Genomic DNA, 14,915 nt, shown 5'->3' on the forward strand with positions numbered 1-14,915 from the left:
CGATCCTCGCCAGTTCTGCTGCTGGCATGCGTGAAAATTCTTGGGGAATAAACCCCGCAACTATAACAAGCGCGGGTGAAAAGTCGAAGACGGCCTCTGTGATGCAGGACACGCCATGGCAGATAGAAGCCGCTTGCAACGGGGCTCAGAGGCGCGTGGCCAGGGCATCACGGTGCACCCGGTTGCGCCATTGCCGCCAGGTGTAGAGCGGAATGCCGGCCATGAGCACGAGGAAGCCCCAGAAGATCGCCTGCTCGCCGGTGCCGTACAGCGCCCAGATCGAGTAGACGAAGCCGAGCACGCCGATGGCCACCAGCCGACCGCGTTCGCGCGCGGAGAAAGCCCCCGGCTGCACCGCCAGCTGCTGCAGCAACGCCGCCGTACAGAAGGCGTAGGGCACGACGCCGGTCATGGTGCCGAGCAGGATGATCACGTTGAACACGTCCACCAGGTCGCCACGCCCGTCCACCAGCACCAGCGCGGTGACCAGGACGCCGGAAATCAGCAGGCCGTTGGCCGGCACATCGTATTTGTTGGTCTTGGCCAGGGATTCGGGCAGCAGCCCGTCGCGTGCGGTGGCCATGGGGATCTGCCCCTGCAGCAGCACCCAGCCGTTGAGCGCGCCCAGGCAGGCGATCACCGCGCCGGCCGCCACCAGGTGGTAGCCCCAGTCGCCGATGAGCACCCGTGCCGCGTCGGCGAAGGGCGCGGTGGAGCGCATCAGCACCTCGGGCGGCAGCACGCCCTGCACCGCCGTGATGGAGAGGATGTAGACGGCGGCGGCGACCAGGGTGCCGAACACCGTGGCGCGGGGAATGGTGCGCTTGGGGTCGCGCACGTGGTCCGCCGGCACGGTCGCCGACTCCAGGCCGATGAAGGACCAGAGGGTGAGCGCCGCGGTGGTGGCGATGGCCTTGGCGTAGCCGCCGGAGCCCGAGGGCAGCTCACTGACCTCGGGGATGCGCAAGTATTCCGGGTGGAAGGAGAACCAGCCGAGGATGCCCACCAGCAGCAGCGGGATCAGCTTGAGGGCGGTGAGGATGTTCTGCGCCAGGCCGAAGGCGCCGATGCCACGCAGGTTGATCAGGGTGCACAACCAGATGGCGCCGATGGCGGTGGTCACCGTCAGCACCGGGTCGCGCAGGGCGGGGAAGAACACCTGCAGGTAGCCCACCAGGGTCACCGAGATGGCGGCGTTGCCGATCCAGGCGGCCTTCCAGTAGGTCCAGGCGCAGAGGTAGCCGGCGAAGGCGCCGAAACCGTCACGGGTATAGGCGTAGGGCCCGCCGGCTGCGGGGTTGAGCCGGGCCAGGCGGGCGAAGGTCAGCGCCAGGATCACCGCCCCGGTGCTGGAGATGAGCCAGCCGAACAGGCTCAGCCCGCCATAGGCGGCGAGGCTGGAGGGCAGCAGGAAGACCCCCGAGCCGATCATGTTGCCCACCACCAGCGCGGTGCAGGTCCAGAACCCCATGGTGCCGGACCTGCCCGCCGGTTTCTGCTCACTCATCGCGCCCCCGGCTCGTCACTCCCTTATGCAATCAACGGTATAGCAGCGCCCCATTGGGCTGTCGTCGTGCTGCAGGCCGTGGACATCGGAATCGAAGCCGGGGAAGGCGCTGTCGAAGGTCCGGGCGAAGGCCAGGTAGTCGATGATCGAGCGGGTCTGCGCAGTGAAACGCTCCCCCGGCATTATCAGCGGGATGCCCGGCGGGTACGGCACCAGCATCACTGCGGCAATGCGCCCTTGCAGCTGCTCGATGGGCACCGCCTCGACCTCGCCACGCACCAGCTTGTCGTAAGCCTCCGACGGCTTGATGGCCAGCTCCGGCAGCGCGGTGTACATGCGCCGCATGGCCTTGGCCGTGGCGTTGTCGCGGTAGCAGGCGTGCAGCTGGTCGCAGAGGTCGCGCAGGCCCAGCCCCTGGTAGCGGGCGGCATCGGCCCGGGCCACCGAGGGCAGCGCACTGGTCAGCGGGGCGTTGGCGTCGTAGGAGCGCTTGAACTCCAGCAGCTCGGTGAGCAGGGTGCTCCATTTGCCCTTGGTGATGCCCATGGAGAACAGCACGAGGAAGGAGTAGAGGCCGGTCTTCTCCACCACCAGGCCGCGCTCCCAGAGGAACTTGCCCACCACCGCCGCAGGGATGCCCTGCTCGCCGAGCTTGCCGTCGGCACTTAGCCCGGGGGTGACCAAGGTGACCTTGATCGGGTCGAGCAGCACGTAGTCGTCCGCCACCTCACCGAAGCCATGCCAGTCGGCGCCGGGCTCCAGCACCCAGTCGCCGGTGGCCACTGCCTCGGCGCCTTCCACCTGGGGCGGCTCCCAGATATCGAACCACCAATCCTTGGCATCCAGGGTCTGCCAGACGTTGGCCAGGGCACGGCGGAAGCTCAGGGCCTCGTCGAAGGTTTCCTGGATCAGCGAGCGCCCGGCGGGGCCTTCCATCATCGCCGAGGCGACGTCTAGCGAGGCGATGATGCCGTACTGGGGCGAAGTGGAGATGTGCATCATGAACGCCTCGTTGAAGCGATCCCGGTCCAGCTGGCGGGCGCCGCCGTCCTGCACATGGATCATTGAGGCCTGGCTGAAGGCCGCCAGCAGCTTGTGGGTGGAATGGGTGGTGAACACCAGCGGGCCTTCCTCGCTGCGCGCCGTGCCCATGCCGTAGCGGCCGTCGTAGAACTCGTGGAAGGCGGCGTAGGCGTACCAGGCCTCGTCGAAGTGCAGCACCTCAACGGTGTCGCCCAGCGCCTGCTTGATCAGCTCGGCGTTGTAGCAGAGGCCGTCGTAGGTGGAGTTGGTCACCACCGCCAGCTTGACCTTGGGCGCGCGGCCCCGGGCCAGCGGGCTGGCATCGATCTTGGCCTGGATGGATTCGCAGCTGAACTCGCTCAGGGGGATGGGCCCGATGATGCCCAGTTCGTTGCGCTCGGGGCTCAGGTAGAGCGGGATGGCGCCGGTCATGATGATCGAGTGGAGGATCGACTTGTGGCAGTTGCGGTCCACCAGCACCAGGTCGTCGCGGGCGACCATGGAGTGCCAGACGATCTTGTTCGCGGTGGAGGTGCCGTTGATCACGAAGAAGGTGTGGTCGGCGCCGAAGTTGCGCGCGGCGCGGGCCTCGGCTTCGGCCAGGGGGCCGGTGTGGTCCAGCAGCGAGCCCAGCTCGGGCACCGAGACGGAGAGGTCCGAACGCAGGGTGTTTTCGCCGAAGAACTGGTGGAAGGCCTGCCCCACCGGGCTCTTGCGGTAGGCGACGCCACCGCCGTGGCCGGGCGTGTGCCAGGAGTAGTTGGATTGCGCGGTGTGTTCCACCAGGGCGCGGAAGAACGGCGGCAGCAGGCCTTCGAGGTAGTTGCGCGCGGCGCGGGCGACCTGGCGGGCGAGGAAGGGCACGGTGTCTTCGAAGAGGTAGAGCAGGCCCCGCAGCTGGTTGAGGTCGGCCATGGCTTCGGCCGGGGCGTTCTCGATGGTCACCTGTTCGCCCAGGGCGAAGATCGGCAGTTGCGGCGCACGGACCCGGGCCACGCGGATCAGCTCGACCACGTCCTGCAGCAGGCGCTGGTTCTCGCCCGCCCCTTCGGCGGCGACGAGGATGCAGGCCAGGCCGTGGTGGGTGGAGGCGACGATGCGCCCTTCGGCGGAACTGGCGGTGGAGAGGATGACGAAACCGTCCTGCTCCAGTTCGCGGGCGATGCCGCGCACGCGATCACCGGCGACCGTATCGGCCTTGATGTCGCGGTGGACGATGAGGATGGGGAACTTCAGGTCTTTGTACATGCAGGCTTCCCGAGGGCGGCGGGGTCGGTCCCGCCTGTGCCCTCAGGGTAGAAGCTCACCGGAGTCGACGGAACCCCGGTTGCCCCAGCCTGTACGAAAAGGTCGCGCCTCTGGAATTCGGCCGACTCAGGCTTCCGGCGTGGCCGGTTGCTCCATCTGCACCCAGAGCGCCGGGGCGCCGGCGGACTTCTCGATTACGCCCATGCGCACCTTGTGGGCTGCGATCTCCTCCTCGGTTGCGAGGAGCACGCGGCCCGGTGCACGGCCGCTGATGCGACGGATCGGGCTGGCCACGGGGCGGCCACCGCCATCGTCGGCCCCCTCGCCCGCCAGGGACAGGTTGGTCTGGCCACCGGTCATCGCCAGGTAGACGTCGGCGAGGATCTCGGCGTCGAGCAGTGCGCCGTGCAGGTCGCGGCCGGAGTTGTCGACGTCGTAGCGCTTGCACAGGGCGTCCAGGCTGTTGCGCTGGCCCGGGTGGCGCTCGCGGGCCATCATCAGGGTGTCGAGCACGCCGCAGTGCTCGGCGATGTCGGAGCGATCGCTCTGGCCCAGCAGGGCGAACTCGTTGTTGATGAAGCCGATGTCGAACGCCGCGTTGTGGATGATCAGCTCGGCGCCCTTGATGAATTCGAAGAATTCGTCGGCGATGTCCTTGAAGCGCGGCTTGCCCACCAGGAATTCGTTGGTGATGCCGTGGACCGCGATGGCGCCCTCGTCCACTTCACGATCGGGCTGCAGGTAATAGTGGAAGTGACGCCCCGTGAGGCGGCGGCCATCCAGCTCGACGCAGCCGATCTCGATGATGCGGTGAGCATCGGTCACCGGCATGCCGGTGGTTTCGGTATCCAGTACTACATAACGCATGTTCGGGCCCGTGAATGAGTGGCTCTATATATAGAAGGAAGAACGCCGCAGGCGGCATTCTAGCGGGCGTTCAGCTCACTGACACCCCGGTTGGCCAACTGGTCGGCGCGCTCGTTGCCCGGGTGGCCGGTGTGGCCGCGGACCCACTGCCATTCCACTTCGTGGCGGTTCACCTGCTCGTCGAGCATCTGCCACAGGTCGGCGTTCTTCACCGGCTGCTTGGCGGCGGTCTTCCAGCCGCGCTTCTTCCAGTTGGGCATCCATTCGCGGATGCCGCGCATCACGTACTCGGAGTCGGTCACCAGGCGCACCTTGCACGACCGCTTGAGCTCGGCCAGGCCACTGATGGCGGCCATCAGCTCCATGCGGTTGTTGGTGGTATCGCGCTCGCCACCCCAGAGCTCGCGCTCGACGCCCTTGTAGACGAGCAATACGCCCCAGCCACCGGGACCGGGGTTACCCTTGCAGGCGCCGTCGGTGTACATCTCGACTTGATCGGTCACTTAAGCCTCGTGTTTCGAATCGCGCCGGCTGACCTTGGCCACCGGCATCGGCACCAGCTTGCCCATGGGCTCGCGTCGGGCCGGACGCAGCGGGCGCAGGCCGACCACCAGCTTGCGCGCCACCAATAGATAGAAGCCGGCACCGAACCATTGCCCGGCACCGCCCCACCGCTCCAGCCGTGCCAGGCGCGTTTGCCAGGCTGCCGAAGCGAGCGGCGGACGATAGCACCCGAAGCGGCGTTTCTCCAGCGCGAAGCCCAGCAGGTTGAGCCAATCGGCAACCCGTGTCGGCGAGATGCAGCGGGCCTTGCCCAGGGCATCACCGGCGAAGTAGTGACGCAGGCCCCAGGGGCTCCAGGGGTTGACCCCGACGATCAGCAGGTGCCCGCCGGGCCGCACGCTGCGCGCGGCTTCACGCAACAGGCCATGGGGCGATAGGCAGAAATCCAGCCCGTGCTGCAGTACCACCACATCGGCGGCGTGCTCGCTGAGCGGCCAGGCATTTTCCTCGCAGACGATCTCGACGCCGGACAGCGGCGCGCCCAGGTGCACGCTGCGCTGGATCTGCTTCGCGCCCGGCGGCAGCTCGGCGCGCGGGCCGTAGTGCACCAGGTAGCCACCGAAGTAGCGCGCCAGTTCGTCCTCCAGCAGGCGCTGTTCCTCGAACAGCATCAGGCCACCGAGCGGCCCTTCGAACCAGGCGCGGGCATCATCGATCAGCTCGATCCAGGCAGGATCGGCCTGGGCGAAGGCTTGCTCGGTCATGGAAATCTCCTGCATGGGAGCCCTAAGATGCTCCTTTGCGTACTGATTGGCGACCGGATCATGATACAGATCGACCCCTTGCGTGCCTTCTCCGACAACTACATCTGGCTGTTGCAGGATGCGACCGAACGCCGCTGCGCCGTGGTCGACCCGGGCGACGCGACGCCGGTGCTGGCCTGGCTCGACGCCCACCCCGGCTGGACCCTGTCGGACATCCTCATCACCCACCACCACGCCGACCACGTCGGCGGCGTCGAGCACATCAAGGCCGCCACCGGCGCCCGGGTGCTCGGCCCGGCCAACGAGCGCATCCCCGGCCGCGACCTGGCCCTGGATGAAGGCGACGAAGTGCAGGTGCTGGGCCTGTCGTTCCGCGTCATCCATGTGCCCGGCCACACCCTGGGCCACATCGCCTTCTTCCACGCCGACGCCAGCCGCCCCCTGCTGTTCAGCGGCGACACGCTGTTCGCCGCCGGCTGCGGGCGCATGTTCGAAGGCAACCCGGTGGACATGCAGGCCGCCCTTGCCCGCCTCGCCGCGCTGCCCGTGGAAACCCTGGTCTACTGCGCCCACGAATACACCCTGAGCAACCTGCGCTTCGCCCGCGCCGTGGAGCCCGACAACACCGACATCGCCCAGCGCTTCGAGGCCGTCACCCGGCTGCGCGAGCAGGACGGCATCAGCCTGCCTTCGACCATCGGCCTGGAACGCCTGACCAACCCCTTCCTACGGGTGAATGAAACATCCGTAAAAGAAATAGCCGACAAGCGGGCCGGCAGCCATAACCCCGCACCCGCACAGGTTTTTGCCGTCCTCCGGGCATGGAAAGACGGTTTCTGAAACCCCTGCCAGGTCACAGTTGGGCTGGTGAAAACTTGACCACTCCCGGGTCGGTTCCTAGAATCGCCCGACCTTTTTGCCCGGAAAAGCACCCTGACCAATGCCGTCCAAGTCGTACCAAACCCTTGATCTAGACGCATTGGTTCGAGCCTCCCGGGTGCTCGTGCTGATGTGTGCCGCTGCGCTGGCAGGCTGCCAGAGCGCCGTTCACAAGCCCGAGGACGCGGGCCAGGACACCGACCTTGCCGTCGGCATGCAACAACAGACCCAATGGCTGGAAGAAGTACCGGCCGAAGCGCGCGAACCCCAGGACATCTGGGAGCGCATGCGCAAGGGCTTCGCCCTGCAGGACGAGATCGGCGTCAATCCGCGCATCGAGCAGCAGCGCCTGTGGTTCGTCAGCAACCCCTCCTTCGTCGAGAACGCCAGCCAGCGCGGCAGCCTCTATATCCACTACATCGTCGAGCGTCTCGAAGAGCGCAAGATGCCGCTGGAACTGGCCCTGCTGCCGGTGATCGAGAGCGCCTACAACCCCTTCGCCTATTCCCGCGCCGATGCCGTGGGCCTGTGGCAGTTCATCCCGTCCACCGGCCGCCACTTCAACCTGCGCCAGACCAGCTGGTACGACGGCCGCCGTGACATCACCGCCTCCACCAACGCGGCCATGGATTACCTCGGCCGCCTGCACGAGATGTTCAACGGCGACTGGCTGCTGGCCCTGGCCGCCTACAACGCCGGTGAAGGCACGGTGAGCCGCGCCATCGAGCGCAACCAGAAGCTGGGCCTGCCCACCGACTACTGGAACCTGCCGCTGCCCCAGGAAACCCGCGACTACGTGCCCAAGCTGCTGGCCCTGTCCCAGGTGGTGGGCGCGCCCGAAGCCTACGGCGTGAACCTCAGCCCCATCGCCAACGAGCCCTACTTCGAAGTGGTCGAGTTGAAGCAGCGCATGGACCTCTCCCGCGTGGCAGCCATGGCCCAGGTGGACGAGGACGAGCTGTACCAGCTCAACCCCGCCTTCAAGAAACGCATCACCGTGGACGGCCCGCAGCAACTGCTGGTGCCCACCGAGAAGGCCGAGCTGCTGGCCGCCAACCTGTCGCTGATGAAGCCCCAGGACCTGGTGGAATGGCAGGAGTACAAGGTGCGCAACGGCGACAGCCTGCACGGCATCGCCAACCGTTACCACGTGACGGTGAACACCCTGAAGGAGATCAACGGGCTTTCCGGCAACCACCTGCGCGTGGGCCAGGCCCTGAGCATCCCCGTGGAGCCGGGCGTGAAGCCGAGCCAGCCGCTGTTCCAGAACCTGGCCCGTGCCGAGGAGCGCCCGAGCACAACGGCCCGTACCTACAAGGTTAAGAGCGGCGACAACCTCTGGCAGATCGCCAAGCAGACCAAGGTCGACGTGAGTGATATCAAGCGCTGGAACCGCCTCTCCGGCAATTCGCTGAAGGTCGGCCAGAGCCTGGCCCTGCAGGCCCCCGGCCAGCCAAGCGCGAAAAGCACTGCGCGCATGGTCGCCGCGGTCGACAAGCCCGGCCGTGATGCGGTGACCTACTACAAGGTCAAGGAAGGCGACTCGCTCTATGTGATCGCCAAGCGCTTCAAGGTCGAGATGAAGCACCTGCAGCGCTGGAACCCACGCAGCGGCCACGCCCTCAAGCCGGGCCAGACCCTGACGCTCTACCTGCCCTGACCCTTGCTCAGCGCCTCCAGGCAGCGCCCGGCCAGCTGGGCGAAGCGCTGGAAGGCGACGAACTGCTCATGCTTCAAGGCTCTGCCCGATAGCCGGCAGTCGGCGTAGATCACCCCGATCTCCCGGCTGCCCGCGCGCAACGGCGCGACGAAGAACATGCCCTGGCCGAACCAGCGGCGCATGGGCTGGCTGACCAGTTCGTTGAGGCTGTAGCTGGCCGGAATCCCCATCCACAACGCCTCGCGGCTGCGCAGCACGTAGCTGAACAGGTGCGGCTGCTCGGGCAACTCCGCCGGCAGCTCGAACTCGGTGAGCCAGTGCCCGCTGCCCTCACCCACCGCCCGCTTGGCGCGGAAGCGGGTCTGGCGGTCGGCGAGCACGGCGATCATCACCCGCTCCAGCCCCACGCCCTGGTGCAAGCCCTTGCACAGGGTGTCGAGAATCAGCCCGACATCGGCCCTGCTCGACACCATCATCCCCAGGTCCTGCAAGGCTTGCTGCATCAACAGCAGGTCGGGCTGCAGCAGCCGCGCCTTGCGCTGGGCCTGCTGCTGCAACAGCAGTTCGGGGTCGGTGTTGGGGATCAGCGCGCAGAGCTTGCTGGCACCGAAGGTCGCCGCCACCTTCACCGCCTCGTCGGCGCTGGCCAGCACCTGCTGCATGGCCTCCTCGGGGGTGACGCCGATGAAGGTCGCCAACTGTTCCACCAGCTTGCCCATCTGCGCCGAGTCCCAGCCCTCCAGGGCCGCCTCGCTGATGCGCACGCCGAGGCTCACGGCCTTCACCGACGGGTCGTTCTGCGCGCCGCCACCCTGGGCCAGGGCGACGATCTCGCCGAGGTTCCAGCTCTTCACCAGGCCGCCGCTGAGCTGGCGGAAGCTGGTGCCCAGCACCTGGCGCACCGCCTCGTCCTCGTCGGCACCCGGCTGCGCCAGGGCACTGGCCAGCTCATCGGCCTGCTCGCCGCCGCAGCCCCAGAAGGCCAGCTCGCCCAGGTGGTAGAGCAAGGCGGCGATGAACACTTCCTCCTGGTCCCGGGTGAGCACGTAGCCGGCGATGTTGCGCGCCTGCACGGCGGCATGGAAGGAGCGCGCGAGCAGCTCCTGCAGCTGCTCGCGCGGTGCGCGGGTGAGCAGGCCGTCGATCAGCGACAGCGAGAGACCGATCAGCCGCACATTGTCGAAGCCGATCAGCACGATGGCCCGCGAGATGGTGCGGATGGTCTCCTGGGAGGGGTTGTAATAGACGCTATTGCCGACCCGCAGCACCTTGGAGGTGAGCGCGGCGTCGCGCAAGAGCACGTCGGCCAACTGCTGGACCGACGCCTTGTCGTGTTGCGCCAGCTTGTGCAGGTCCTGCACTACCGCGGCGAGAGCGGGCAAATCCGCCTGATTGAGCCTGTCGATCCATGACTGCAAACCATGGCTACGTGAACCCAAGATAGGAACCCCTGCACGTTTTCCCGAAGTGTAGTCAAAATGCTGGCCATCCGGCCTGGGGCCAGCCCTTTTTCCAGTGGATACAAGCTGTTACTGTACCGGTCGAAACGCCCGTCCGACGGCTCCCGCCGAGGGCCCAGAGAAGATGAAGCCGGCGGCTGGCCCGTCCGAGGTTCCCATGCCCTGCCAGGCTCACGACCCCACTCCAGACCACCCTGCCATGGACCGGACACACGCCTGATGCGTCGCCTCCTCCTCCTGCTGATCAGCCTGGCCGCCAGTGGCCCGGTGGCCGCGACCATCAGCGAGAGCCATGGCTATGCCCAGTTCGGCGCACTCAAGTACCCCGAGACCTTCAGCCACTTCGACTGGGTCAACCCCGATGCCCCCAAGGGCGGCACCCTGCGGGTGATGGCATTCGGCACCTTCGACACCCTCAACCCCTACACCTTCAAGGGCAGCAGCCCGGTCTCCACGCCCAACTTCCTGCAGTACGGGGTCACCGAGCTGAACGAGCCGCTGATGGCCGGCACCGGGGCCTACGACCCCTCGGGCGACGAGCCGGCGTCCAGCTACGGGCTGATCGCCAGGAGCGTGGAGTACAGCGAGGACCGCAGCTGGGTGGTGTTCAACCTGCGCCCGGAAGCGCGCTTTCACGACGGCCAGCCGATCACCGCCTACGACGTCGCCTTCTCCTACCGCACCCTGGTGAGCAGCGGCCACCCGCAGTACCGCACCAGCCTGCAGGAAGTGCAGCGGGTCGACATCCTCAACCGCCACCGCATCCGCTTCGTGCTCAAGCGCGCGGGCAACCCGCTGCTGATCCTGCGCCTGGGCGAGATGCCGGTACTGCCGCAACACTATTGGAAGAACCGCGACTTCAAGGCCACCAGCTTCGATGTGCCCCTGGGCAGCGGCCCCTATCGCATCACCCAGGTACGCCCCGGACGCGGGCTGGTGTTCGAACGGGTCAAGGACTGGTGGGGCGAGAAGCTGCCGGTGAACCGCGGCAAGTACAACTTCGACCGCGTCGAGGTGGAGTTCTACCGCGACAGCAACGTCGCCTTCGAAGCCTTCAAGGCCGGCGAGTTTGACTTCTACATCGAGCACCAGGCGAAGAACTGGGCCAACGGTTACCGCTTCCCGGCCATCGCCCGGGGCGATGTGATCCGCGCGGAGATCCCCCACCAGATTCCCACCCAGACCCAGGCGCTGTTCATGAACACCCGCCGCGCGACCTTCCAGGATCGCCGCGTGCGCGAGGCCATGGGCCTGATGTTCGATTTCGAGTGGACCAACCGCGCGCTGTTCAACAACGCCTATGCGCGGGCCCGCAGCTACTACCCCAACAGCGAGTTCGAGGCCACCGGCAAGCCCGAAGGCCAGGAGTGGCTGCTGCTTTCGCCCTACCGCGAGCAGCTGCCGGCGAAGCAGTTCACCGAGCCCTTCAAGGTGCCGGAAACCGATGGCCGTGGCATTCCCAGGGAAACCCTGCGCCGTGCATTGGGTCTATTGGCCGACGCCGGCTGGAAGCTCTCCGGCCAGCGTCTGCTCAACAGCCGTGGCGAACCGCTGCGTTTCGAAATCCTGCTGGTCAATCCGAACCTTGAACGCATCCTCCAGCCCTACAGCGAAAACCTCGCCAGCATCGGCATCGACGTCACCCTGCGGACCGTCGACCGCGCCCAGTACAAGCAGCGCCTGGACCATTTCGACTACGACATGATCCTGATGACCCTGGCCCAGACCCTCAGCCCCGGACTGGAGCAGTCGCTCTACTTCCACTCCAGCCAGACCTCGGTGAAGGGCAGCAAGAACTACGCGGGTATCGCCGACCCGGTGGTGGACGCCATGGTCGAGAAGCTCCTCGGCGCCCAGACCCGCGACGAACAGGTGGCCGCCGGCCGCGCCCTGGACCGCACGCTGCTCTGGCAGCACTACAGCATTCCCAACTGGTACATCAACTACCACCGCCTGGCGTACCGCAACAGGTTCGCCTTCGTCACCACGCCGCCCTATACCCTGGGCCTGCGCGCCTGGTGGCTGAAGCCCACGGAGAAATCCCGATGAGCAAGACCCTGCGCTCCCTTTGCCTGAGCGGCTGCGGCGCATTGCTGCTGACCCTCGCCGGCATCGCCCATGCCGAGCCCCGGCACGCGATCACCCTCTACGACGAGGCGCCCAAGTACCCGGCGAACTTCAAGCACTTCAGCTGGGTGAACCCCGACGCGCCCAAGGGCGGCACCTTGCGCCTTTCCGGCTACGGCGGCTTCGACAGCCTCAACGAGTTCATCCCTAAGGGCACCGCGGCGGGCCAGCTGGGGCTGATCCACGACACCCTGACCTACCACTCCCCCGACGAGCCCTTCACCGAATACGGGCTGCTCGCCGAGAAGATCGAGAAGGCGCCGGACAACAGCTACGTGCGCTTCTACCTGAACCCCAAGGCACGCTTCAATGACGGCACCCCGGTGACCTCGGACGACGTGGTGTTCACCTTCAACACCCTGGTCGAGCACGGCGATCCGATGTACCGCCACTACTACTCCGACGTGGCCCAGGTGGTGGCCGAGGACAAGCAGCGCGTGCGCTTCGACTTCAAGCACCCGGGCAACCGCGAATTGCCGCTGATCCTCGGGCAGATCCAGGTGCTGCCCAAGCACTGGTGGGCCACCCGCGACTTCTCCAAGAACACCCTGGAGCCACCACTGGGCAGCGGCCCCTACCGCATCACCAAGGTGGACGCCGGCCGCGCGATCCGCTTCGAGCGGGTCAAGGACTGGTGGGGCAAGGACCTGCCGGTGAACCGCGGCTACTACAACTTCGACGTCATCACCGTGGACTACTACCGCGACATGTCGGTGGCGCTGGAGGCCTTCAAGGCCGGCCAGTTCGACTTCAACCTCGAGTACTCCGCCAAGGACTGGGCCACCGGCTACGACAGCCCGGCCCTGCGCGCCGGCAAGATCATCAAGCAGGCCATCCCCAACCACAATCCGGTGGGCATGCAGGGCTTCGCCTTCAACATCCGCCGGCCGCTGTTCCAGGACCGCCGCGTGCGCGAGGCCATCGCCTCGCTGTTCGACTTCGAGTGGACCAACAAGCAGCTGTTCTTCGGCTCCTACAAGCGCACCCGGAGCTTCTTCGAGAACTCGGAAATGGCCGCCACCGGCCTGCCCAGCGAAGCCGAGCTGAAGATCCTCGAACCCTTGCGCGGGCAGATCCCCGACGAGGTCTTCAGCGAGGTGTTCCAACCGCCGGTGAGCGATGGCAGCGGCATCATCCGCGAGCAGAAGCGCCGCGCCTACAAGCTGCTGACCGACGCCGGCTACCGCATCGAGAACGACAAGATGGTCGGCCCCGACGGCAAGCCCCTGGCCTTCGAGATCATGATCGCCCAGGCCAACCTGGAGCGGGTGATACTGCCGTTCAAGCGCAACCTGTCCGAGCTGGGCATCGACCTGACCATCCGCCGCGTCGACGTCTCGCAGTACATGAACCGCCTGCGCTCGCGGGACTACGACATGGTCCCCGGCACCTGGGGCCAATCCAACTCGCCGGGCAACGAGCAGATGGAGTTCTGGCACTCGCGCAGTGCCGACAGCGCCGGCAGCCGCAACTTCATCGGCCTGCGCGACCCGGCCATCGACAAGCTGGTGGAGGGCCTGATCCGCGCCGACTCGCGGCAGAGCCTGATCGACCACTCCCGCGCCCTCGACCGGGTGCTGCTGTGGGGCAATTACGTGGTGCCCAACTACTACGTGGACACCTGGCGCGTGGCCTACTGGAACCAGTTCGACCGCCCCGCCACCACGCCGCTCTATGACTTCGGCATGCTCACCTGGTGGAAGAAGCCCGACGCCAAGGCCGACGCCCCCGAGCAGGCCGACGCTGACGCCGCCCCGGCCGACACCGCACAGACCGAGGAAGCGCAGTAATGCTCGCCTACATCCTGCGGCGCCTGCTGCTGATCATCCCCACCCTGTTCGGCATCCTGCTGATCAACTTCATCATCATCCAGGCCGCCCCCGGCGGCCCCGTGGAGCAGATGATCGCCAAGCTGGAAGGCTTCGACGCGGCCGCAGGCGGGGCCACCGGGCGCATCTCCGGCGGCGGCGCCGAGGTCTCCGTGGCCGGCTCCAACTACCGCGGCGCCCAGGGCCTGGACCCGGAGCTGATCAAGGAAATCGAGAAAATGTACGGCTTCGACAAGCCGGCCCACGAACGCTTCTGGCTGATGATCAAGAACTACCTGCACTTCGACTTCGGCAACAGCTTCTTCCGCGACGCCAAGGTCACCGACCTGATCATCGAGAAAATGCCGGTGTCGATCTCCCTGGGGCTGTGGAGCACACTGATCATGTACCTGGTCTCGGTGCCCCTGGGCATCGCCAAGGCGGTGCGCCACGGCAACGCCTTCGACGTCTGGACCAGCACCGCGATCATCGTCGGCTACGCCATACCCGCCTTCCTCTTTGCCATCCTGCTGATCGTGCTGTTCGCCGGCGGCAGCTACTACGACTGGTTCCCCCTGCGCGGGCTGACCTCCAACAACTTCGACGAGCTGAGCCTGGGCGGCAAGCTGCTGGACTACCTCTGGCACCTGGCGCTGCCGGTGCTGGCGCTGGTGATCGGCAACTTCGCCACCCTCACCTTCCTGACCAAGAACAGCTTCCTCGACGAGATCAACAAGCAGTACGTGATCACCGCCCGCGCCAAGGGCCTGTCGGAGAACCGCGTGCTCTACGGCCATGTGTTCCGCAACGCCATGCTGCTGATCATCGCCGGCTTCCCCGCCGCCTTCATCGGCATGTTCTTCACCGGCTCGCTGCTGATCGAGGTGATCTTCTCCCTCGATGGCCTGGGCCTGCTGAGCTTCGAATCAGCGCTGAACCGCGACTACCCCGTGGTGTTCGGCACCCTGTTCATCTTCACCCTGCTGGGACTGATCGTGAAACTGATCGGCGACATCACCTACACCCTGGTCGATCCGCGCATCGACTTCGAAAGCCGGGAGGGCTGAC

11 protein-coding genes are annotated in these 14,915 nt (G+C 66.5%); 5 read left to right on the plus strand and 6 right to left on the minus strand.

Annotated features, from left to right (window positions below; all coding sequences use genetic code 11):
* Positions 1-145: 145 nt before the first annotated feature.
* The 5 genes from ACXI0U_RS14550 to ACXI0U_RS14570 all read right to left on the minus strand — a co-directional run bounded on the left by ACXI0U_RS14550 (position 146) and on the right by ACXI0U_RS14570 (position 5,913).
* Positions 146-1,507 carry an amino acid permease gene (locus ACXI0U_RS14550; RefSeq protein ID WP_479550456.1) on the minus strand — a complete coding sequence of 454 codons (1,362 nt, stop codon included), beginning with the start codon at positions 1,505-1,507 and terminating at the stop codon, positions 146-148.
* 15 nt (positions 1,508-1,522) lie between these two features.
* Entirely contained in the window at positions 1,523-3,778 is a 2,256-nt protein-coding gene (locus ACXI0U_RS14555; protein WP_479550457.1) for an Orn/Lys/Arg family decarboxylase, read from the minus strand.
* 126 nt (positions 3,779-3,904) lie between these two features.
* Complete coding sequence (dnaQ, locus tag ACXI0U_RS14560) at positions 3,905-4,645, minus strand: DNA polymerase III subunit epsilon (protein ID WP_021221794.1); 741 nt, start codon at positions 4,643-4,645, stop codon at positions 3,905-3,907.
* Between the two features lie 59 nt (positions 4,646-4,704).
* A complete protein-coding gene (gene rnhA / locus ACXI0U_RS14565; protein ID WP_371877105.1) occupies positions 4,705-5,130 on the minus strand; it encodes a ribonuclease HI in 426 nt (141 codons plus the stop codon).
* Positions 5,131-5,148: 18 nt separating this feature from the next.
* Positions 5,149-5,913 carry a methyltransferase domain-containing protein gene (locus ACXI0U_RS14570; protein WP_031288618.1) on the minus strand — a complete coding sequence of 255 codons (765 nt, stop codon included), beginning with the start codon at positions 5,911-5,913 and terminating at the stop codon, positions 5,149-5,151.
* A gap of 60 nt (positions 5,914-5,973) precedes the next feature.
* On the opposite strand from ACXI0U_RS14570, the gene gloB reads away from it, so the two are divergent.
* Together gloB and ACXI0U_RS14580 are read left to right on the plus strand one after the other, a co-directional pair.
* The gene (gene gloB / locus ACXI0U_RS14575; protein ID WP_479550458.1) at positions 5,974-6,753 is read left to right on the plus strand and encodes a hydroxyacylglutathione hydrolase; all 780 of its coding nucleotides are present in this window, start codon (positions 5,974-5,976) and stop codon (positions 6,751-6,753) included.
* Between the two features lie 100 nt (positions 6,754-6,853).
* Positions 6,854-8,452 (plus strand): lytic transglycosylase domain-containing protein, encoded by a 1,599-nt coding sequence (locus ACXI0U_RS14580; protein WP_431482327.1) that lies wholly within the window; start codon positions 6,854-6,856, stop codon positions 8,450-8,452.
* Here ACXI0U_RS14580 and ACXI0U_RS14585 read toward each other — a convergent pair.
* Complete coding sequence (locus tag ACXI0U_RS14585; RefSeq protein WP_431482328.1) at positions 8,440-9,870, minus strand: HDOD domain-containing protein; 1,431 nt, start codon at positions 9,868-9,870, stop codon at positions 8,440-8,442. The genes ACXI0U_RS14580 and ACXI0U_RS14585 overlap by 13 nt on opposite strands.
* A 261-nt stretch (positions 9,871-10,131) precedes the next feature.
* Between ACXI0U_RS14585 and ACXI0U_RS14590 the strand changes: the two genes are divergently transcribed.
* From ACXI0U_RS14590 to ACXI0U_RS14600, 3 genes are read left to right on the plus strand one after another with little or no spacing between them, the layout of a single operon-like run.
* Positions 10,132-11,961 (plus strand): extracellular solute-binding protein, encoded by a 1,830-nt coding sequence (locus tag ACXI0U_RS14590; RefSeq protein WP_423500172.1) that lies wholly within the window; start codon positions 10,132-10,134, stop codon positions 11,959-11,961.
* Positions 11,958-13,829: an extracellular solute-binding protein gene (locus ACXI0U_RS14595; protein ID WP_431482329.1), complete on the plus strand. Its 1,872-nt coding sequence runs from the start codon at positions 11,958-11,960 to the stop codon at positions 13,827-13,829. The genes ACXI0U_RS14590 and ACXI0U_RS14595 overlap by 4 nt, the downstream gene beginning before the upstream one ends.
* Positions 13,829-14,914, plus strand: coding sequence for a microcin C ABC transporter permease YejB (locus ACXI0U_RS14600; protein WP_184488008.1), 1,086 nt, complete (start codon positions 13,829-13,831; stop codon positions 14,912-14,914). Before ACXI0U_RS14595 ends, ACXI0U_RS14600 begins: the two co-directional genes overlap by 1 nt.
* The last annotated feature ends 1 nt before the right edge of the window (position 14,915 follow it).

It is taken from the genome of Pseudomonas sp. C9D1 (genome assembly GCF_056491235.1).